This window comes from Streptomyces bluensis (assembly GCF_014650715.1).
GTDB lineage: Bacteria > Actinomycetota > Actinomycetes > Streptomycetales > Streptomycetaceae > Streptomyces > Streptomyces bluensis.
The window spans coordinates 99,015-120,164 of sequence record NZ_BMVM01000004.1 but is presented as its reverse complement, the minus strand read 5'-3'; the positions used below and the strand labels follow the sequence as shown (position 1 = coordinate 120,164).

17 protein-coding genes are annotated in these 21,150 nt (G+C 70.3%); 12 read left to right on the top strand and 5 right to left on the bottom strand.

Going from position 1 to position 21,150, the window contains the following annotated elements:
• The 11 genes from IE262_RS13230 to metK all read left to right on the top strand — a co-directional run bounded on the left by IE262_RS13230 (position 1) and on the right by metK (position 12,679).
• Positions 1 to 1,287, top strand: coding sequence for a dihydroorotase (locus IE262_RS13230; RefSeq protein ID WP_134039054.1), 1,287 nt, complete (start codon positions 1 to 3; stop codon positions 1,285 to 1,287).
• A complete protein-coding gene (locus IE262_RS13225; protein WP_189873708.1) occupies positions 1,284 to 1,853 on the top strand; it encodes a PH-like domain-containing protein in 570 nt (189 codons plus the stop codon). The genes IE262_RS13230 and IE262_RS13225 overlap by 4 nt, the downstream gene beginning before the upstream one ends.
• Complete coding sequence (gene carA, locus IE262_RS13220) at positions 1,850 to 2,992, top strand: glutamine-hydrolyzing carbamoyl-phosphate synthase small subunit (RefSeq protein ID WP_189873706.1); 1,143 nt, start codon at positions 1,850 to 1,852, stop codon at positions 2,990 to 2,992. The genes IE262_RS13225 and carA overlap by 4 nt, the downstream gene beginning before the upstream one ends.
• Entirely contained in the window at positions 2,985 to 6,293 is a 3,309-nt protein-coding gene (carB, locus tag IE262_RS13215; protein ID WP_189873704.1) for a carbamoyl-phosphate synthase large subunit, read from the top strand. The genes carA and carB overlap by 8 nt, the downstream gene beginning before the upstream one ends.
• Positions 6,294 to 6,348: 55 nt before the next feature.
• Positions 6,349 to 7,464, top strand: coding sequence for a quinone-dependent dihydroorotate dehydrogenase (locus tag IE262_RS13210; protein WP_189873702.1), 1,116 nt, complete (start codon positions 6,349 to 6,351; stop codon positions 7,462 to 7,464).
• The gene (gene pyrF / locus IE262_RS13205) at positions 7,461 to 8,315 is read left to right on the top strand and encodes an orotidine-5'-phosphate decarboxylase (protein WP_189873700.1); all 855 of its coding nucleotides are present in this window, start codon (positions 7,461 to 7,463) and stop codon (positions 8,313 to 8,315) included. The genes IE262_RS13210 and pyrF overlap by 4 nt, the downstream gene beginning before the upstream one ends.
• A gap of 300 nt (positions 8,316 to 8,615) precedes the next feature.
• Complete coding sequence (locus IE262_RS13200; RefSeq protein ID WP_131563075.1) at positions 8,616 to 8,939, top strand: integration host factor; 324 nt, start codon at positions 8,616 to 8,618, stop codon at positions 8,937 to 8,939.
• A gap of 36 nt (positions 8,940 to 8,975) precedes the next feature.
• Positions 8,976 to 9,533 (top strand): guanylate kinase, encoded by a 558-nt coding sequence (gmk, locus tag IE262_RS13195; protein WP_134039048.1) that lies wholly within the window; start codon positions 8,976 to 8,978, stop codon positions 9,531 to 9,533.
• 38 nt (positions 9,534 to 9,571) lie between these two features.
• The gene (rpoZ, locus tag IE262_RS13190; RefSeq protein WP_003982715.1) at positions 9,572 to 9,844 is read left to right on the top strand and encodes a DNA-directed RNA polymerase subunit omega; all 273 of its coding nucleotides are present in this window, start codon (positions 9,572 to 9,574) and stop codon (positions 9,842 to 9,844) included.
• A 169-nt stretch (positions 9,845 to 10,013) separates the two neighbouring features.
• Positions 10,014 to 11,216: a bifunctional phosphopantothenoylcysteine decarboxylase/phosphopantothenate--cysteine ligase CoaBC gene (coaBC, locus tag IE262_RS13185; protein ID WP_134039047.1), complete on the top strand. Its 1,203-nt coding sequence runs from the start codon at positions 10,014 to 10,016 to the stop codon at positions 11,214 to 11,216.
• Between the two features lie 239 nt (positions 11,217 to 11,455).
• Positions 11,456 to 12,679 (top strand): methionine adenosyltransferase, encoded by a 1,224-nt coding sequence (metK, locus tag IE262_RS13180; RefSeq protein WP_189873698.1) that lies wholly within the window; start codon positions 11,456 to 11,458, stop codon positions 12,677 to 12,679.
• A 75-nt stretch (positions 12,680 to 12,754) separates the two neighbouring features.
• Here the strand turns inward: metK and IE262_RS13175 are convergent, their stop codons facing one another.
• The 4 genes from IE262_RS13175 to IE262_RS13160 all read right to left on the bottom strand — a co-directional run bounded on the left by IE262_RS13175 (position 12,755) and on the right by IE262_RS13160 (position 17,962).
• Positions 12,755 to 13,873, bottom strand: coding sequence for a phage holin family protein (locus IE262_RS13175; RefSeq protein ID WP_134039045.1), 1,119 nt, complete (start codon positions 13,871 to 13,873; stop codon positions 12,755 to 12,757).
• Positions 13,874 to 13,893: 20 nt separating this feature from the next.
• Positions 13,894 to 15,822 carry an nSTAND3 domain-containing NTPase gene (locus IE262_RS13170; protein WP_189873696.1) on the bottom strand — a complete coding sequence of 643 codons (1,929 nt, stop codon included), beginning with the start codon at positions 15,820 to 15,822 and terminating at the stop codon, positions 13,894 to 13,896.
• Positions 15,819 to 16,568, bottom strand: coding sequence for a toll/interleukin-1 receptor domain-containing protein (locus tag IE262_RS13165; RefSeq protein ID WP_189873695.1), 750 nt, complete (start codon positions 16,566 to 16,568; stop codon positions 15,819 to 15,821). Before IE262_RS13165 ends, IE262_RS13170 begins: the two co-directional genes overlap by 4 nt.
• Before the next feature lie 218 nt (positions 16,569 to 16,786).
• Positions 16,787 to 17,962 (bottom strand): helix-turn-helix domain-containing protein, encoded by a 1,176-nt coding sequence (locus tag IE262_RS13160; protein WP_506005226.1) that lies wholly within the window; start codon positions 17,960 to 17,962, stop codon positions 16,787 to 16,789.
• 341 nt (positions 17,963 to 18,303) lie between these two features.
• On the opposite strand from IE262_RS13160, the gene IE262_RS13155 reads away from it, so the two are divergent.
• Complete coding sequence (locus IE262_RS13155; RefSeq protein WP_189873693.1) at positions 18,304 to 20,463, top strand: primosomal protein N'; 2,160 nt, start codon at positions 18,304 to 18,306, stop codon at positions 20,461 to 20,463.
• Between the two features lie 94 nt (positions 20,464 to 20,557).
• On the opposite strand, the gene IE262_RS13150 is transcribed toward IE262_RS13155, so the two are convergent.
• Positions 20,558 to 21,100, bottom strand: a complete 543-nt coding sequence (locus IE262_RS13150; RefSeq protein WP_134039040.1) for a hypothetical protein — start codon at positions 21,098 to 21,100, stop codon at positions 20,558 to 20,560.
• Positions 21,101 to 21,150 lie beyond the last annotated feature (50 nt).

The following is a 21,150-nucleotide window of genomic DNA, read 5'->3' as shown; positions in this document are numbered from 1 at the left end:
ATGAGCAAGACCCTGATCCGTGGTGCGAAGGTGCTCGGCGGCGAGCCGCAGGACGTGCTGATCGACGGCCGGACCATCGTCGAGGTGGGATCCGGGCTGTCCGCCGAGGGCGCCGAGGTCGTCGAGGCCGACGGCAAGGTGCTGCTGCCGGGCCTGGTCGACCTGCACACCCATCTGCGCGAGCCCGGCCGCGAGGACTCCGAGACCGTACTGACCGGTACACGGGCGGCGGCGAGCGGCGGTTACACGGCCGTGTTCGCCATGGCCAACACCTTTCCGGTGGCCGACACCGCCGGTGTCGTCGAGCAGGTCTACCGGCTCGGCCAGCAGCACGGGTACTGCGACGTGCAGCCCATCGGCGCCGTCACCGTCGGCCTGGAGGGCAGGAAGCTCGCCGAACTGGGCGCCATGCACGAGTCGGCGGCGGGCGTGACCGTGTTCTCGGACGACGGCAAGTGCGTGGACGACGCCGTGATCATGCGCCGGGCGCTGGAGTACGTGAAGGCCTTCGGCGGTGTCGTCGCCCAGCACGCGCAGGAGCCGCGGCTCACCGAGGGCGCCCAGATGAACGAGGGCGTCGTCTCCGCCGAGCTGGGCCTCGGAGGCTGGCCGGCGGTGGCCGAAGAATCGATCATCGCCCGCGATGTCCTGCTCGCCGAGCACGTCGGATCCCGGGTGCACATCTGCCACCTGTCCACCGCCGGCTCCGTCGAGATCGTCCGCTGGGCCAAGTCCCGCGGCATCGACGTCACCGCCGAGGTCACCCCGCACCACCTCCTCCTCACCGACGAGCTCGTGCGGACGTACAACCCGGTCTACAAGGTCAACCCGCCGCTGCGCACCGAGCGCGACGTGTACGCGCTGCGCGAGGCGCTGGCCGACGGCACGATCGACATCGTGGCCACCGACCACGCCCCCCACCCGCACGAGGACAAGGACTGCGAGTGGGCCGCGGCCGCCATGGGCATGGTCGGGCTGGAGACCGCGCTGTCCGTGGTCCAGGAGACGATGGTCGACACCGGGCTGCTCGACTGGGCGGGCGTCGCCGACCGCATGTCGTTCAAGCCCGCCGTCATCGGCCGGGCCGCGGGTCACGGCCGTCCCGTCTCGGCAGGTGAGCCCGCCAACCTCACGCTCGTCGACACGGCATACCGTGGGTCGGTGGACCCCGCGGGCTTCGCCTCGCGCAGCCGCAACACCCCGTACGAGGGCCGCGAGCTGCCGGGCCGTGTCACGCACACGTGGCTCCGGGGCAAGGCCACGCTCGTCGACGGGAAGCTCACGTGACACCACTCATCTCGATCGCCGCTGAACAGAAGTCGGCCGAAGTGACCGACTGGGCCGCCCGCATCGGCTGGCTGGTCGGCCTCGCCCTCTTCGTCTCACTCGTCTACTGGCTGATGCGCGAGGGGTGGAAGTGGCGCGGCACGCTCCAGGGCGACCTGCCCGAGCTGCCCACGGCACCGGACGACCCGGGCGAGGCCACGCTGACGATGAGCGGGCGCTATCACGGCTCCACCACCGCCGGGCAGTGGCTTGACCGCATCGTGGCGCACGGCCTGGGCACCCGAAGCCGGGCCGAGCTCACCCTGACGGACGCGGGACTGGACGTCGTACGCCCCGGAGCGACCGACTTCTTCGTGCCGGCCGCCGCGCTGCGCGAGGCCCGGCTCGACAAGGGCATCGCCGGCAAGGTCCTCACCGAGGGCGGACTGCTCGTCGTCACCTGGGAGCACGGCGACCGGCTGATCGACTCGGGCTTCCGCTCCGACCGGGCCGCCGAGCACAACGAGTGGCTCGAAGCCCTCACCTCCATGACCAAGACCAGCACCACGGAAGGCGCCGAACGATGACGACCTCCACCCGGGGAACCACCAGGGTTCCCGCCGTACTCGTCCTGGAGGACGGCCGGATCTTCCGCGGCCGCGCCTACGGGGCCGTGGGGGCGACCTTCGGCGAGGCCGTGTTCTCCACGGGCATGACCGGCTACCAGGAGACCCTCACCGACCCGTCGTACCACCGCCAGATCGTCGTCATGACCGCCCCGCACGTGGGCAACACCGGCGTCAACGACGAGGACCCGGAGTCGAAGCAGATCTGGGTCTCGGGTTACGTCGTACGCGACCCCGCGCGCGTGCCGTCCAACTGGCGCTCGCGGCGCTCGCTGGACGAGGAGCTCCGGAACCAGGGCGTCGTCGGCATCAGCGGTGTCGACACGCGTGCCCTGACCCGTCACCTGCGCGAGCGCGGCGCCATGCGCGTCGGCATCTTCTCCGGCAGCACGCTGCCCGACGAGGGCACCATGCTCGCCGAGGTGCGCCAGGCCCCCGAGATGAAGGGCGCCGACCTCTCGGCGGAGGTCGCGACGAAGGAGACGTACGTCGTCCCGGCGATCGGTGAGAAGAAGTTCACCGTCGCCGCCGTCGACCTCGGCATCAAGGGGATGACCCCGCACCGCATGGCCGAGCGCGGCATCGAGGTGCATGTGCTCCCGGCGACGGCGACCGTCGAGGACGTGTACGCCGTGAACCCGGACGGCGTGTTCTTCTCCAACGGCCCCGGCGACCCGGCCACCGCCGACCACCCGGTCTCCGTGATGCGGGCGGTCCTGGAGCGCGGCACGCCACTGTTCGGCATCTGCTTCGGCAACCAGATCCTGGGACGCGCGCTCGGCTTCGGCACGTACAAGCTGAAGTACGGCCACCGCGGCATCAACCAGCCGGTGCAGGACCGTACGACCGGCAAGGTCGAGGTCACCGCGCACAACCACGGCTTCGCCGTCGACGCCCCGCTCGACCAGGTCTCCGAGACCCCCTACGGCCGCGCCGAGGTCTCCCACGTCTGCCTCAACGACGACGTGGTGGAGGGGCTGCGGCTCCTCGACCGCCCGGCCTTCAGCGTCCAGTACCACCCCGAAGCGGCAGCCGGCCCGCACGACGCCGCCTACCTGTTCGACCGCTTCGTATCCCTGATGGAGGGCCAGCGTGCCTAAGCGCACCGATATCCAGTCCGTCCTGGTCATCGGCTCCGGCCCGATCGTCATCGGCCAGGCCGCCGAGTTCGACTACTCCGGCACGCAGGCGTGCCGCGTCCTGAAGGCCGAGGGCCTGCGGGTCGTCCTGGTGAACTCCAACCCGGCGACGATCATGACCGACCCGGAGATCGCCGACGCGACGTACGTCGAGCCGATCACTCCCGAGTTCGTCGAGAAGATCATCGCCAAGGAGCGGCCGGACGCCCTGCTGCCCACCCTGGGCGGCCAGACGGCGCTCAACACCGCCATCTCCCTGCACGAGAACGGTGTCCTGGCGAAGTACGGCGTCGAGCTGATCGGCGCCAATGTGGAGGCGATTCACAAGGGCGAGGACCGTGACCAGTTCAAGCTGGTGGTCGACGCGGTCCACAGCAAGATCGGGCACGGTGAGAGTGCACGGTCGGTGATCTGCCACTCCATGGACGACGTCCTGAAGGGCGTCGACGAGCTCGGCGGCTACCCGGTCGTCGTCCGGCCCTCCTTCACGATGGGCGGCGCCGGCTCCGGCTTCGCGCACGACGAGGAGGAGCTGCGCCGTATCGCGGGCACGGGCCTCACCCTCTCCCCGACCACCGAGGTGCTCCTGGAGGAGTCCATCCTCGGCTGGAAGGAGTACGAGCTGGAGCTCATGCGCGACAAGCACGACAACGTCGTGGTCGTCTGCTCCATCGAGAACTTCGACCCCATGGGCGTCCACACCGGTGACTCGATCACGGTCGCGCCCGCGATGACGCTCACCGACCGCGAGTACCAGATCCTGCGCGACATCGGCATCGCCGTCATCCGCGAGGTCGGCGTCGACACCGGCGGCTGCAACATCCAGTTCGCTGTGAACCCGGATGACGGCCGTGTCATCGTCATCGAGATGAACCCGCGTGTGTCGCGTTCGTCGGCCCTCGCGTCCAAGGCGACCGGTTTCCCGATCGCCAAGATCGCCGCGAAGCTGGCCGTCGGCTATACGCTCGACGAGATCCCGAACGACATCACCGAGCAGACCCCGGCCTCCTTCGAGCCCACGCTCGACTACGTGGTCGTCAAGGCGCCGCGGTTCGCCTTCGAGAAGTTCCCGTCCGCCGACTCCACGCTGACCACGACCATGAAGTCGGTCGGCGAGGCCATGGCGATCGGCCGCAACTTCACCGAGGCGCTGCAGAAGGCGCTGCGGTCGCTGGAGAAGACGGGCAGCCAGTTCACGTTCGTCGGCGAGCCCGGCGACAAGGCCGCCCTCCTGGAAGAGGCCGTGCGGCCGACCGACGGGCGGATCAACTCCGTCATGCAGGCCATCCGCGCCGGCGCCACACCGGAAGAGGTCTTCGAGGCCACCAGGATCGACCCGTGGTTCGTCGACCAGCTCTTCCTGATCAAGGAGATCGCGGACGAGCTGGCCGCCGCCGAGCGTCTCGATGTCGAACTGCTCGCCGAGGCCAAGCGGCACGGCTTCTCCGACCAGCAGATCGGCGAGATCCGTGGCCTGCGCGAGGACGTCGTGCGCGAGGTCCGCCACGCGCTGGGCGTGCGCCCGGTGTACAAGACGGTCGACACCTGCGCCGCCGAGTTCGCGGCGAAGACGCCGTACTTCTACTCCTCCTACGACGAGGAGACCGAGGTCGCGCCCCGCGAGAAGCCGGCCGTGATCATCCTGGGGTCCGGGCCGAACCGCATCGGCCAGGGCATCGAGTTCGACTACTCCTGCGTCCACGCCTCCTTCGCGCTGAGCGACGCGGGCTACGAGACCGTGATGGTCAACTGCAACCCGGAGACCGTCTCCACGGACTACGACACCTCCGACCGCCTGTACTTCGAGCCGCTGACGCTTGAGGACGTGCTGGAGATCGTCCACGCGGAGTCGCTGGCCGGCCCCGTCGTGGGCGTCGTCGTCCAGCTCGGCGGGCAGACCCCGCTGGGCCTGTCGCAGGCCCTCAAGGACAACGGCGTACCGGTCGTGGGCACCCCGCCCGAGGCCATCCACGCCGCCGAGGACCGCGGCGCCTTCGGCCAGGTGCTCGCCGAGGCGGGTCTCCCGGCGCCGAAGCACGGCACGGCGACCACCTTCGCGGGCGCCAAGGCCATCGCCGACGAGATCGGCTACCCGGTCCTGGTCCGCCCGTCGTACGTCCTCGGCGGGCGCGGTATGGAGATCGTGTACGACGAGGCGCGCCTAGAGGCGTACATCGCCGAGTCGACGGAGATCAGCCCCTCCCGGCCCGTCCTGGTCGACCGGTTCCTGGACGACGCGATAGAGATCGACGTCGACGCCCTGTACGACGGCGAGGAGCTGTACCTCGGTGGCGTGATGGAGCACATCGAGGAGGCCGGCATCCACTCCGGCGACTCGGCGTGCGCCCTGCCCCCGATCACCCTCGGCGGGTTCGACATCAAGCGCCTGCGGGCCTCGACGGAGGCCATCGCGAAGGGTGTCGGTGTCCGTGGCCTGATCAACATCCAGTTCGCGATGGCGGGCGACATCCTGTACGTCCTGGAGGCCAACCCGCGCGCGTCCCGTACGGTCCCCTTCACCTCGAAGGCGACAGCCGTGCCGCTGGCCAAGGCGGCGGCCCGGATCTCGCTGGGCGCGACCATCGCCGAGCTGCGGGCCGAGGGCCTGCTCCCGGCGGGCGGCGACGGGGGCACCCTTCCCCTCGACGCGCCGATCTCCGTCAAGGAGGCCGTCATGCCGTGGTCACGCTTCCGCGACATCCAGGGGCGTGGCGTGGACACGGTGCTGGGCCCCGAGATGCGCTCCACCGGCGAGGTCATGGGCATCGACTCGGTCTTCGGCACGGCGTACGCCAAGTCGCAGGCCGGTGCGTACGGGCCGCTGCCGACCAAGGGCCGCGCGTTCATCTCGGTCGCCAACCGGGACAAGCGCTCGATGATCTTCCCGGCGCGTGAACTGGTCGCCCACGGCTTCGAGCTGCTCGCGACGTCCGGCACGGCCGAGGTGCTCAAGCGCAACGGCATCAACGCCACCGTGGTGCGCAAGCACTCCGAGGGGGAGGGCCCGAACGGCGAGCGGACCATCGTCCAGCTCATCCACGACGGCGAGGTCGACCTGATCGTCAACACCCCGTACGGCACGGGCGGCCGCCTCGACGGCTATGACATCCGTACGGCGGCGGTGGCGCGCTCGGTGCCGTGTCTGACGACCGTCCAGGCGCTCGCCGCGGCCGTGCAGGGCATCGATGCCCTCAAACACGGTGACGTGGGTGTGCGCTCACTCCAGGAACACGCGGAACACCTGACCGCGGCCCGCGACTAACAGCCCAGGAGGGGGACACCGGAAACGGTGTCCCCCTCTTCACAAGGACACCTACATGTACAAGAAGTTCTTCCGTCTGGTCTTCCAACGGATGGATCCGGAGCAGGCGCACCACCTGGCCGTCCGCTGGATCCGCCTTGCCGTCCGCATCCCCGTGCTGCGCACGTTCGTCGCCGCCGCCCTCGCGCCCCGCTACCGGGAGCTGCGGACGGAGGCCTTCGGGCTTCGTATGCACGGCCCCTTCGGGCTTGCTGCCGGCTTCGACAAGAACGCGGTGGCCGTCGACGGCATGGCGATGCTCGGCTTCGACCACGTCGAGATCGGCACGGTGACAGGGGAGCCTCAACCCGGCAATCCGAAGCAGCGGCTGTTCCGGCTGGTGAAGGACCGCGCGCTGATCAATCGCATGGGCTTCAACAACGAGGGCTCACTGGCGGTGGCCGCCCGGCTTGCGTCCCGCGAGACCGTTTTCAGGACCGTCGTGGGTGTCAACATCGGCAAGACCAAAGTCGTGCCGGAGGCCGAGGCCGTAGGGGACTACGTGAAGTCTGCCGAGCGGCTGGCTCCGTACGCCGACTACCTGGTGGTGAACGTCTCCTCGCCCAACACGCCCGGACTGCGCAACCTCCAGGCCACTCAGGCGCTGCGCCCCCTTCTGAGCGCCGTCCGCGAGGCCGCCGACCGTACGGTCACCGACCGCCGGGTCCCGCTGCTGGTGAAGATCGCCCCCGACCTCGCGGACGAGGACATCGACGCGGTCGCCGACCTCGCCGTGGAACTGGGCCTGGACGGCATCATCGCCACGAACACGACCATCGCGCGCGAGGGACTCGGTCTGACGTCCGACCCCTCTCTCGTGAAGGAGACCGGCGGGCTCTCGGGCACCCCTCTGAAAGCGCGCTCCCTGGAGGTGCTGCGCCGCCTCTACGCGCGCGTGGGCGACCGGATCACCCTGGTGGGCGTCGGTGGCATCGAGAACGCCGAGGACGCCTGGCAGCGCATCCTGGCCGGCGCCACCCTGGTACAGGGCTACAGCGCCTTCATCTACGAGGGCCCGTTCTGGAGCCGTGCTGTCCACAAGGGCCTCGCCGCGCGCCTCCGCAGCAGCCCGTACGCCACCCTCGCCGACGCGGTCGGCGCGGACACCCGGAAGGCAGGGAAGACGGCATGAGCGGTCCGGAACCCTTCGGCTCCCGGCTGCGGCGCGCCATGGACGAGCGCGGCCCGCTGTGCGTCGGCATCGACCCGCACGCGTCCCTCCTCACAAGCTGGGGCCTGAACGACGACGTCGCCGGGCTTGAGCGGTTCAGCCGCACCGTGGTGGAGGCGCTGGCCGACCGGGTGGCCGTGCTGAAGCCGCAGAGCGCGTTCTTCGAGCGCTTCGGGTCGCGCGGTGTCGCCGTACTGGAGAAGTCGGTGGAGGAGGCGCGGGCCGCGGGCGCCCTGGTCGTCATGGACGCCAAGCGCGGCGACATCGGCTCGACCATGGCCGCGTACGCGGAGGCTTTCCTGAGCAAGGGCGCGCCGCTGTTCTCGGACGCCCTGACCGTGTCGCCGTACCTCGGCTACGGGGCGCTGAAGCCGGCTGTGGAGCTGGCGCGCGAGAGCGGGGCGGGCCTGTTCGTGCTGGCGCTGACCTCCAACCCGGAGGGACGCGAGGTCCAGCACGCCGTCCACACCGGGGACACCGGCGCCCGGAACGTCGGAGCGGCCATGCTGGCGCACCTCGCCGCCGAGAACGCCGGAGAGGCGCCCATGGGGTCCTTCGGCGCGGTCGTCGGGGCCACGCTCGGTGACCTGTCGTCGTACGACTTGGAGATCAACGGTCCGCTCCTGGCACCCGGGATCGGCGCGCAGGGAGCGACTCCGGCGGACCTCCCGGGCACCTTCGGAGCGGCCGTGCGGCAGGTCGTCCCGAACGTCAGCAGGGGTGTCCTGCGTCACGGGCCTGATGTCGCGGCGCTCCGCGGGTCCGCCGAGCGTTTCGCGGCGGAGATCGGTGCCGCCGTGGCGGCGGCCTGAGTCCTCCGATGAGTGCCTCACGGACGGCCCGGGTCTCACCCTGAGTCTGAATACATTCTCAAATCCGGGGCAATAAGCCCGTTATGTCCGACTCCAGGGAGGCTGACCAGGACTTTTCCGCTGTTCTCGCTGACTCAGGCGGACTTGACCGCTAGTCTCCGACGTGTGGGGGCGCCTCCCACGCCCTCAAGGCAGTGGGGGAGAACGGGCAAGCGTGTTGCTCGTAGCTCCCCAGGTGTGGGGCGACTAGGTTCCTCACCGGTCCGTATCCGACAGTTCGACATCCGAGGTGACGTAGGCGTGGCTCTTCCGCCCCTTACCCCTGAACAGCGCGCAGCCGCGCTTCAAAAGGCCGCCGCGGCTCGCCGGGAGCGGGCCGAGGTCAAGAATCGACTCAAGCACTCCGGCGCCTCCCTCCACGAGGTCATCAAGCAGGGCCAGGAGAACGACGTCATCGGCAAGATGAAGGTCTCCGCCCTGCTTGAGTCCCTGCCGGGCGTGGGCAAGGTCCGCGCCAAGCAGATCATGGAGCGACTCGGGATCTCCGAGAGCCGCCGTGTGCGTGGCCTCGGTTCCAACCAGATCGCCTCCCTGGAGCGCGAGTTCGGCAGCACCGGCTCCTGAGTCCTGGGTATCCGGGATTGCTGGAATAATCGCTGCATGAGTGAACGTCCGCGGCTGACCGTGCTCTCCGGCCCCTCCGGGGTCGGCAAGAGCACGGTCGTCGCCCATATGCGCAAGGAATATCCCGAGGTCTGGCTCTCGGTGTCGGCGACGACTCGCAAGCCCCGCCCCGGCGAGAAGCACGGAGTCCAGTACTTCTTCGTCACCGACGACGAGATGGACAAGCTGATCGCCAACGGCGAGCTGCTGGAGTGGGCCGAGTTCGCCGGTAACCGCTACGGCACCCCGCGTCGCGCGGTGCTCGAACGGCTTGAGGCGGGTGAGCCGGTGCTCCTGGAGATCGACCTCCAGGGCGCCCGGCAGGTCCGTGAGTCCATGGCCGAGGCTCAGCTGGTGTTCCTGGCCCCTCCCTCCTGGGAGGAGCTCGTGCGCAGACTCACCGGGCGGGGTACCGAGCCGCCCGAGGTCATCGAGCGCCGCCTCGACGCGGCCAAGGTCGAACTCGCGGCCGAGTCGGAGTTCGACATCACCCTGGTCAACACCTCCGTCGAGGATGTGGCGCGTGAGCTGCTAGCCTTGATGGACGTAGTGTGATCGTTTTCGATCTCATCCCCCCTTTCGGAAGGTAGAGCGTGTCCTCTTCCATCACCGCGCCCGAGGGCATCATCAACCCGCCGATCGACGAGCTCCTTGAGGCCACCGACTCGAAGTACAGCCTCGTGATCTACGCGGCCAAGCGTGCTCGTCAGATCAACGCGTACTACTCGCAGCTCGGCGAGGGCCTTCTTGAGTACGTCGGTCCGCTCGTCGACACGCACGTCCACGAGAAGCCGCTCTCGATCGCTCTGCGCGAGATCAATGCGGGTCTGCTGACGTCCGAGGCCGTTGAGGGCCCGGCGCAGTAGTATTTTCAGCCTGCGGCTGACTTTTCCACAGGCCCGGCAGCGCGACTGCCGGGCCTGTGGTCTGCTCGGGAGTGCGGGGGCCGTCCCCCGCAATGGCGCAGCATTGAGTGGTACGCCAGTCGTACGCCGAAGTGCCGCGGCGTGCACGTGACGAGTGTGGGGAGGCCCGGTGGGCAAGCCGAAGGTCGTTCTGGGGGTCAGCGGTGGCATCGCCGCCTACAAGGCGTGCGAGCTGCTGCGCCGGCTGACCGAGTCCGGGCACGACGTGCGGGTCGTCCCCACCGCGTCCGCGCTGCACTTCGTCGGCGCCGCCACCTGGTCGGCTCTCTCCGGCCACCCCGTCTCGACCGAGGTCTGGGACGACGTCCACGAGGTCCCGCACGTCCGCATCGGCCAGCAGGCCGACCTCGTGGTCGTGGCCCCGGCCACCGCGGACACGCTCGCGAGGGCGGCCCACGGTCTGGCCGACGACCTGCTGACGAACACGCTGCTCACCGCCCGCTGCCCGGTCGTCTTCGCCCCCGCCATGCACACGGAGATGTGGGAGCATCCGGCCACCCGGGAGAACGTGGCGACGCTGCGCCGCCGGGGCGCCGTGGTGATCGAGCCCGCCGTGGGCCGGCTGACCGGCGTCGACACCGGCAAGGGGCGGCTGCCCGAGCCCGCCGAGATCTTCGAGGTCTGTCGCAGGGTGCTCGCGCGTGGGGTGGCCGAGCCCGACCTGGCCGGCCGCCATGTGGTCGTCAGCGCCGGAGGCACCCGTGAGCCCCTCGACCCCGTCCGCTTCCTCGGCAACCGCTCCTCCGGCAAGCAGGGGTACGCCCTGGCGCGTACGGCCGCCGCCCGGGGCGCCAGGGTCACGCTGATCGCCGCGAACACCGGGCTGCCCGACCCGGCGGGAGTGGACGTCGTGCAGGTCGGGACCGCGGTCCAGTTGCGCGAAGCGGTCCTCAAGGCAGCCTCGGACGCGGACGCCGTGGTGATGGCGGCCGCGGTGGCGGACTTCCGCCCTGCGGCGTACGCACAGGGGAAGATCAAGAAGAAGGACGGCCAGGAGCCCGACCCCATCGTCCTGGTCCGCAATCCGGACATCCTCGCGGAGATATCTGCCGACCGCCCCCGGCCCGGCCAGGTGATCGTCGGCTTCGCGGCCGAGACGGACGACGTCCTCGCCAATGGACGCACCAAACTCAAGCGCAAGGCGTGCGACCTCCTCGTAGTGAACGAGGTGGGCGAGCGCAAGACGTTCGGCTCAGAGGAGAACGAGGCCGTGATACTCGGAGCCGACGGCAGTGAGACCCCGGTGCCGCCCGGACCGAAGGAAGCGCTGGCCGAGAAGGTGTGGGACCTTGTGGTGACCCGTCTCAACTGAAGGTTTCGTGCGCCCCAAGGTTCCCTCGAACACCGCACATTGGCGCGTGGCGCCCCTGGCGAACACCGATCCCCTGTGGGCAGAATGCAGGTGCCGCAGGTCACAGCACTCCCAAGAGGCGAGACGGGTAGGTCTGCGGTTGTGCTCAACCGATAAACTGTTCTCGGACGATGCCGGGCGCAGCCCCCGTCCCGTCCGCCAATGATCAGTCAGCAGCCGCTGCAACCCCAGGGAGCGTTGTGTCCCGTCGCCTGTTCACCTCGGAGTCTGTCACCGAGGGCCACCCCGACAAGATCGCTGACCAGATCAGCGACACGATTCTCGACGCGCTTCTGCGCGAGGACCCGACCTCCCGGGTCGCGGTCGAGACGCTGATCACCACCGGTCTGGTGCACGTGGCCGGCGAGGTCACGACCAAGACGTACGCGCCGATCGCCCAGCTGGTCCGCGAGAAGATCCTCGAAATCGGCTACGACTCGTCGAAGAAGGGTTTCGACGGCGCGTCCTGTGGTGTCTCGGTCTCCATCGGCTCCCAGTCCCCGGACATCGCGCAGGGCGTGGACACGGCGTACGAGTCCCGGGTCGAGGGGGCCGTCGCGGGTGGCGAAGTGGACGAGCTGGACCGGCAGGGCGCCGGCGACCAGGGCCTGATGTTCGGCTACGCGACGGACGAGACGCCCACGCTCATGCCGCTGCCGATCTTCCTGGCGCACCGCCTGTCGAAGCGCCTCTCCGAGGTCCGCAAGAACGGCACGATCCCCTACCTGCGCCCCGACGGCAAGACCCAGGTCACCATCGAGTACGACGGCGACAAGGCCGTCCGTCTCGACACGGTGGTGGTCTCCTCGCAGCACGCCTCGGACATCGACCTGGACTCGCTCCTGGCGCCCGACATCCGGGAGTTCGTGGTCGAGCCGGAGCTGAAGGCACTGCTGGACGAGGGCATCAAGCTGGACACCGAGGGCTACCGCCTTCTGGTCAACCCGACCGGCCGGTTCGAGATCGGCGGCCCGATGGGTGACGCCGGCCTGACCGGCCGCAAGATCATCATCGACACGTACGGCGGCATGGCCCGCCACGGCGGTGGCGCCTTCTCCGGCAAGGACCCGTCCAAGGTCGACCGTTCGGCGGCGTACGCGATGCGCTGGGTCGCGAAGAACGTGGTCGCCGCGGGTCTGGCTTCCCGCTGCGAGGTCCAGGTCGCCTACGCCATCGGCAAGGCCGAGCCGGTGGGCCTCTTCATCGAGACCTTCGGCACGGCCAAGGTCGACGCCGAGAAGATCGAGACCGCCATCGCCAAGGTCTTCGACCTCCGCCCGGCCGCGATCATCCGCGACCTCGACCTGCTGCGCCCGATCTACGCCCAGACCGCGGCGTACGGTCACTTCGGCCGCGAGCTGCCCGACTTCACGTGGGAGCGGACGGACCGGGTGGAGGCGTTGCGGGAGGCCGTGGGGCTGTAGCGCATCCGGTTCTGTTGTCGTGGGTCCGGCTCTCAGTGTCCGAGAGCCGGGCCCACGGGCGTTCCACGGAGCGGGTCAGAAACCGCGGTTGTCCCGGCCCGGAGCGTCGTCCGGGGGAGCCTCTCCATACGGGGGCTCGGGGTCGTACGACTCGTCCGGCATGCTTCGGCCCTGCGAGAAGAGGGCGAGTCGGCGCCGAATCGCCTCGGCCATGGCGAACTGCCCCGCGGCTTCGGCATCGTCCGCAACCCGCTTGAGGAAGAGCAGCGACTGGGGGTCGTCTTCCGAGATACCGAGGCAATCCAGCAGCCGGTCGACGTCATCGTCGGCCGTGCGCGGTTCCGCCCGGGCGGGCTCGGGGTCCGGCTCCCACATGGCATCCGGTGCCGGCTCCGCAGCGAGTCCCGGGATGAAACGATGGAAGTCCGATGGAACCGGTTGGTCGTGCGCAGCCGACGCCAACTCGGCCAGCAGCCCGATATCCGACACCGTTTTGTCGATCCGCTCGTCGTTTTTCGCGAGCCACCACACCACAGCGCTACCCGGGCTCTTCAGCACGTCGTCGCCGAGATAGGCGCGCTTGCTCTGCTCCCACTTCCGCTCGTGCTCCCACACAGCCTCGTCCTTGCGTACCGTGGCGAGTTTTTCCAGGCGCTCGCGGTCCGCTTCCTCCAGCTTCAACCGCACGTTGTCCGCCATGGTGACGACCCTGCCGCTCGCATCGGGCAGCATGGTCGCGAGTTCCCCGTTGAGCCGGTGCTGGACGAGGGAACTGCGGCGCGGTGAGGACTGCTGCGTGACTCGGCGAGCCCGCTCCAGCACCGCGTCGACTGCCAGCCCGCCCAAGTTGACGGTCGAGGCGTCCATGGGCGGATCCTGCGGAAGCCAGCGGATGGTGGCGGAGAACAGAAAGTCGTAGTCGTCCGACAGCGAAGGCAGCGCGACGTCGCGCACGACGCACTCCCAGCGCTCGACCGGTGCGATGGGCAGGTCGGGTTCGAGCTGCCGTTCGGGCGGCATCACCGGCCTTCGCCGACGGGCATACACGAACGAGGCGGCGACGTAGGCGCCGAGGACGCAGACGGAGACGGGCCACGCCCACAAAGGCCACCGCGTCATGAGTCCGACGATGAGGAAGAGCAGAGTGAGGATGACGGTGACGAAGCCCGTCATGGCCTTCTGGCCGGAGTGCATGAATCGTCTCCCGGGGACGGTCAGGGGCGGGTTCGGTGCAGGCCTTGCGCGGCATCGATCTTCTGCTGGACAAGCGGTGCCACGGGGGAGCGGAAGGCCAGCTGGTAGAGGCGCCCCAGTCGATGGGGCTGCTCTCGGCAGGCGCGGACAAGGATGTCGAGCAACTGATCGCGCTGCTGTGGCACCGCGTCCTCCGCTGCCAACAGCCACAGACTGCACGGTTCCTGCCAGTCCTTCGGGGCCACCCGCGCGAACAGGGCAGCCCAGCAGTCGCTGAGCTGTCGACGTACGCCGGGCTCGTCGAGCAGCGAGCGGAGCCCGATACGCCGGCTGGTCAGCCGGCCGGGCGCCGCCAGGACGGCGAACAGGCGGATGTCTGCCTTCCAGGGGCGCTCCAGCCACAGCCCCAGCGCCAGCCGGTCCAGCATGCGGCGGTGCAGGCGCTGGCTGGTCAGGACCAGTTGGGCCAACTTGGCCTCGGCCTCACGGTCTTGGCTCTGACGCCGGACCACGTGGTGGAACCGCACCAGGGCCTGCTCCGGGTAGCGGGATGCGAAGTCCCCTCCGTGGGAGCACACTCTGACGAGCACCGCGGCGCGTCCGTCCGACAGCTTGGAGCTGGTGGCCCAGTCGTACAGCTCCTTACGGAACCGCCTGCCGTGGTCGCCGTGCAGCGCGCCGTACGTGAGCGCCTGGGATGCGGCCGACCATGCCCGAGAGCCGTGGCGCTCGATCCATTCACGTACGAGCCCCAGCAGATCCTCCGCACGGCCGGTGCGCAGGATCTGCTCGGCGAACCGCTCCGCCAGCAGGGCCCGGTCGTCGGTCGTCAACGACTCCAGGGTGACTGCCCTGCCCACCCATTGGCCCAGCCGGGTGCGCAGGCCCGGCATGTTGTTCCAGAAGTGGACGCGAATGGCGACGTCGTAGTCCATGGACGTGAACGTCACCCGGCCCTGCTGATCGGGAGTGGCCTTGATCTCGTCGAACCGTGCCGAGAGGTCCTCGCGTTCGAGGAGAGGGCGATCGTCCTTCGGGTGGGCGACCGTGGAGAGCAGAGATTCGCAGGCCTCGTGAACGGCGTCGGTGCGTGCGCCGTGCAGCATCGCCGTGGTCAGCAGCAGGGCCTTCGGCCTGCCGTCCCTGAGCGCGAGGACCTGCCGGGCCACGTCTTCGGGGCTCCTGGTGAACGCTTCCACCGCGGTGCGGCACCAGTCCGTGAAGGTGTCGGACCTGGCCGTGGCGGCCACCGTCCGGATCCTCCACGCGAGGTTGGCGACTTGGTCCAGAGGGGGCTCGTACTCCAGGAAGTGGAAGAGCTCTGCTGGAGGCTCCAGGTCAACGGGGAGCTCTGCCTCCCGCAGTGCGCCGCGCAGGACCAGGAGGGCTTCGGGACGGACGATCGGTGCCCGGAGCTGGGCGAGATCCGAGTGCAGGTCACCGTCGGCGCAGTTCGGCAGCACGACCGCGAGGCGCGAACCGTTCTTGCGGACGGCGGCGTGAAAGCCGGGCAGGCCGTCGTGGACGGCCTGCCAGGCTTGGGCATCCGCCTCCGACAGGTCGAGCAGCAGCCCCTCGGGCTCCGGTGCATCGCGCCGTTCGAGCCCTGCGTTGCCCTGCTCGTCCTCCGGGAGCACCTCGTGCAGGTTGTCCCGCAGATCCCGGTATTCGGCCAGCAGCATGCGCGCCGCTGCGTTCCTGCCGCTGCCGGGACGTCCGGCGATCAGAACGGTGTGGGTCTCCTGGAGGATCTGCCGAGCTTCCTGCATACCCGGCGGGTACACGAACCGCCGCCTGAGCCGATCCAGGATGTCGGGCGCGAGCGGCTGTGACCTCGACCTCCGGTTGTCGGGCCCTGCACCGTAGAAGTTGTTGATGGTCTGCGTGCCGCTGCCTGTGTGGAACGTGGCGCCGGCGCCGCCGATCCAGTTGCTGAAGACCTCGGTCACCGCCGGCCGCCTCCGTCGGAGTGACGGCGTCGGTCACCCCCAAAGGTGTGGTGGACGCCGTTGTGGTTGTCCCCGGCCACGAAGGTGCCCCCGTCGCCCGAGAAGTGAGGGGAGTTGACGTTCTGATCCCCGGAACCCGTGTGGAACGGACCGGTGTTGTTCCTGTATACGGTCCCGGCGATGTCCCCACCGACACTGACGTCGCGGCCCTGCACGAACGTGCCGTGGTTGCCGCCGGAGACGGAGTTGTGTGTGCTGCCGGAGGCCGTTGGCGCGGTCTGCTGTGAGGCGTCCGTCAGTTCCGGCACGAGCCTCGCGAGTTCGTCCCCGATGTGCGCCAGGTCGGTCGCGGAATGGTACGGCCTGTACCGCAACGATTGGATCTCGGCCAGCCAGGACAGCTTGACGGGCAGTTGGTCCCTGCGCAGCCAGGAAACCGAGGAGTCACCGAGGACCGGAACGATGGGGATGCGGTACCGGTGCGCCTCAAGGATCTCTCGTCGGACCCAGTCGTCCTCACGGCGCAGTTCCGCGGCCGTCGCCCAGCCAGGGCCGACGACGACGAGTACGGCACGGCTCTCGCGGAGGTTGGTCAGCAACTCGTGCGGGTACTCCGAGCCCGGTCCGATCGACCGTCCGTCGCGGAACACGGCGTCGTCTCCGAACCGGTTGCGCAGTGCCTCGTCCAGTGTGGCGGCGAGGTGATCTCCGTCGCCGGTGCGGTAGTTGATGAATATTTCGGGCATGGCGAAGCTTCCCCTTGTTGGCATGGGCGTCATGGCGTGGGTGCGCCGTCGGGATGTTCGGGACGTTCCGTAGCGGGTGGTTGCCCGGTCGGGATCAGCCCAGGGAGGTGTGGAGAGCGGCCGTGAGGTCGGGTGACAGCCCGGCCACTGCCGGGCGGCTTCGGAAGCGCGCGAGGGTGCGGGCGAGGCGGCGCAGGTCCAGCCGGATGGTGGCCGAGTCAGACGGCTCGCACCGCGGGCAGCAGTTCCCGCGCGATGGCGCAGGCGTGGTCCACCTCGCCGCTGAGGGCGTGGGCCAATGCCCTTCGTATGCCGTAGCGTGCCTGGGTGCGCAAGGCGTGGACGGGCAGTCGGGCGCAGGCCTCGTCCAGGACGGCCGCCGCCTGCCTGGGGCGGCCCAGGTCGAGCAGGCACCATCCGGTGATCATGGTGATCGGGTCACTGAGATGTGTCGCCCCCAGCTGCGGTGTGGCCGGGTCCGGGTGGTCGGCGTCCAGCAGCGCGCGTGCACGGTCGAGGTCGCGCAGACAGGCGTCGTAGTCGCCCGCCAGCGCATGACCCTGCCCTTCGTGCTGGGCCGCCAGCCCGCGGATTCGCACGGGGAGCCGGGGCGAGCGAGCCGTCGACGCCAGCGAGATCGTCTCGGCTGCGTCTCCGCGGTAGTAGCTGATGAGCGCCCGGCGCGTGAGTGCGTACGAGGCCAAGTCCCGGTCGCCGGCCTCTTCTGCGAGTCCTACGGCCCGTTTGGTCCAGCTGAGGGCGGCCTCGTCGTCGCCCGCTTCCTGAGCCATCCAGCCCGTGAACTCGGCGTAGCGCGCCGACAGGTTGAGCAAGGCCGAGCGGGTTCCGGCCTCGCTGTGCGCCGCCAGATCGCCGAGGGCCCGCGTCTGCTCGGCGAGTGCGGGAAGGAGTGTGATCGGCGGGGAGACCTGGCCCAGACGACGGTACTGGTGGAACAGGTCCCGGCATGTCACGAGGAGATACGGTCCTGCGTTCGCGGCGAGAGCCGCAGTGGGAGCCGGAGCGGCATAGACGGGCGTGGCGCCCAGGACCGACGCGGCGCCCACTGCCATGACCTGGCGCCGCGAAGGGGGTAACGGCCAGTGTGCTCGACCGGGCAGATCGGGTTCGGTTGTGCCACGTCGCATATCTACTCCTGCTTCATCCAGCGGTGTTGCGGTGCTGCTGGTTGTCGGGACGGACGGCACGAGGGCGGACAGGGCGCCACCCGCGTCGAGTGCCGCGTCACAAAGGCGCGCGAACTCCGCAGTAGGACGTTTCTGCCCGGTCTCGATCTTGCTGAGTTGGCCCTTGCTGTAGTGCACGGACGATGCGAGCTGTGTCAGCGTCAGACCCGCGGCCAGCCGTAACCGGCGCAGTTCGGGACCGAACATGTGTGGCTGCTTCAGCACGTAAACCCCCTCATGCCGACGCCGCCGATGCCGAGGGACGCCCGTCGTCGCGCATCAGCGTCTGCCGGGTGCGGTGGGTCGGGCAAGGCGGTCGGCGGAGTTTCCCGTTTCCAGTTCTGATACCGGGGTGCAGGCCGTGGCAGGCGCAGGTGGCTCGGGGAGGCCGGATCGGCCGTGGAAATGGCCGGTGGGGCGGGCTTGTGGAGGAGCCGGGTGCGGGTTCCCGGCGCGTAGGTTGCGGCTGGTGGGCAGTGAGGCAGAGGTGGCCCGTGGGGTGATCTTGGTGGGCGGCGTTGTCCGTGGGATTTGGTAAGAATGCAAGCGTGAGCAGCGACAACGGGCAGAGGAGCGGCGGCGCCCAGGGGGCGGTGCCGGAGCAGCTCGCGCTCATTCGGGAGGCCGTGCGCAAGAACAAGGCGCCGAAGGCCAAACCACGGACGTGGCGGGGGGCCGCGCTGGCCAAGGAGTTGCCGGTTGCCCGGGTGCTGGTGGACAAGGGGGTGCTCCATCTCGACCGGTACTTCGACTACGCCGTGCCGGAGGAGCTGGACGCCGCGGCCCAGCCCGGGGTGCGGGTCCGGGTGCGGTTCGGGGCCGGGGGGCGGAATGTGCGGGAGGGGAGACGTGAGGGCGGTTCGCTGATCGACGGGTTCCTGGTCGAGCGGGTCGCCGAGTCGGACTACGCCGGGCCGCTCGCCGCGTTGGCGCAGGTCGTGTCGCCCGAGCCCGTCCTCGGTCCCGAGCTGCTCGGGCTCGCCCGGGCCGTCGCCGACCGGTACGCGGGGAGCCTGGCGGATGTGCTGCAGCTGGCCGTTCCGCCGCGCCACGGGCGGGCCGAGGCCCGGAAGACGGGCGACCCGCCTCCGCCGCCCGAAGCGCCGGACCCGGGCTCCTGGCGGCGGTACGGAAGGGGAGCGGATTTCCTGAGCGCCCTCGCCTCGGGAGGAGCGCCTCGTGCCGTGTGGACCGCGTTGCCCGGGCCGCAGTGGGCCGAGGAGATCGCGCGGGCCGTGCAGGCCACGCTCGCATCGGGACGGGGGGCGCTCGTCGTCCTGCCCGCCGGGCGGCCCGTCGCGCGGGTGGACTCGGCGCTGCGGGAGCTGTTCGGAGATGGGCAGCATGCTGTCCTCACCGCCGACGCAGGCCCGGAGCGGCGGTACCGGGAGTGGCTGGCCGTGCGGCGGGGGGCCGTGCGGGCCGTGGTGGGGACCCGGGCTGCCATGTTCGCACCCGTCCGTGATCTCGGGCTGGTGGTCGTCTGGGACGACGGCGATGCCAGTCACAGTGATGACCGCGCGCCGTTTCCGCATGTGCGGGAGGTCCTGGAGCTGCGGTCCACCCGCGACAAGTGCGCGTTTCTGCTGGGGAGTTGGAGCTGCACCGTCGAGGCGGCGCAGCTCGTCGAGAGCGGCTGGGCCGCGCCGCTCGTCGCCGACCGGGAGCAGGTGCGGGCCACCGCGCCGCTCGTGCGGACCGTGGGCGATGCCGAGCTGGCCCGGGACGAGGCCGCACGGGCGGCCCGGCTGCCGAGCCTCGCCTGGCAGGTGGCCCGGGAGGGGCTGCGGCACGGACCGGTGCTCGTGCAGGTGCCACGGCGGGGGTACGTACCGCGGCTGGCCTGTGCGCGGTGCCGGGAACCGGCGCGGTGCCGGTGGTGTGCCGGACCGCTTCAGGCCCGGGACGCCGGGGGCGGCGCTCTGTGCTGCGGGTGGTGCGGGCGAGAGGAGGGCGCCTGGCACTGCCCGGAGTGCGGGGGCTTCCGGCTGCGGGCGCAGGTCGTCGGGGCGCGACGGACCGCCGAGGAGCTCGGGCGGGCCTTCCCCGCGGTGCCGGTGCGGACCTCCGGCCGGGAGCAGGTCCTGGACACCGTGTCCGGGGCGCCCGCACTGGTGGTGAGCACGCCGGGCGCCGAGCCGGTCGCCGAGGGCGGTTACGCGGCCGCCCTGCTGCTGGACGGCTGGGCCATGCTGGGCCGCCCCGATCTGCGGGCCGGGGAGGACGCGTTGCGGCGGTGGATCGGGGCCGCCGCGCTCGTACGGGACCAGGGAGCCGGCGGCACGGTGGTGGTCGTCGCCGAACCGACGCTGCGTCCCGTGCAGGCGCTCGTCCGCTGGGACCCTGTCGGGCACGCCGTGCGGGAGCTCGCCGAGCGGGCCGAGCTGGGATTTCCGCCGGTGTCGAGGATGGCCGCGGTGTCGGGTACGGCGGAGGCGGTGGCCGAGGTCCTGGCCGACGCCGAACTCCCGCGTGATGCCGAGGTGCTGGGCCCTGTTCCGCTACCCGTCACGGATGCCGGGCGGCCTCGTACGGTGGGGGCGCCACCGCCGGGGGAGCGGTGGGAGCGGGCGCTCGTCCGGGTGCCGCCGGGGAGCGGGGCCGCGCTGGCCGCCGCGTTGAAGAGTGCGGTGGCGGCTCGAATGGCGCGTGGGGGGAGTGGGGTTGAGGCGGTGCGCGTCCGGATCGATCCGCCTGACATCGGCTGACCAGCGAGACGTGGGGCGGTGGTTCGGCGTCCGGGTGCCGGGTACGCCACTGCCTCCCGGCTCGGAACCGGGAGGCAGTCGACGGGGAAGGGGTTCAGCCGTTGCGGGGGCCCGGGAAGGCCGTGGGCCTTGCCTCGTCGCGGAGTGTCGGGCTGCCGGCCGTCGGCTGCGTCGGCATCGAGCGGGCGGCCGGGACCGTGGGCACCCCGGCCATGCCGGTGCCGACATTGACCGTGCGCGTGCCCGACGGTTCCGCGGCGCGCTCGGCCTCCGCCGAGGCCTGGGCGGCGGCGCGGCGGGCGCCGTAGCGACGGTGCACGGCCTGTTTGGTGACTCCGAGCGCTGAGCCCACGGCGTCCCACGAGAAGCCCAGTGAGCGGTCGAAGTCCACGGCGGCCGTGACGAGGGTCTCGACGCTGTCCCGCAGCTCCTGCGCGAGGCGGACGGTCGGGGCGGGGGCACGTCCGTAGACGACGAATCCCGTGGAGGGGCCGGAGCGGCGCGGGCGGTAGACGTTGCCCAACTGGGCGGTCAGGGTGCGGAGCGCGTCCACCTGCCGGCGGACCCGCTCGATGTCCCGCACCAGCAAGTGCAGGCTGGCCCGAGCCTGGGCGTCGTGGGTTGCGTGGTCGGCCATGAACAAGCCTCTCGAACCGGCGTTGAAGGATGGGCCGCGAATGCGGCCTG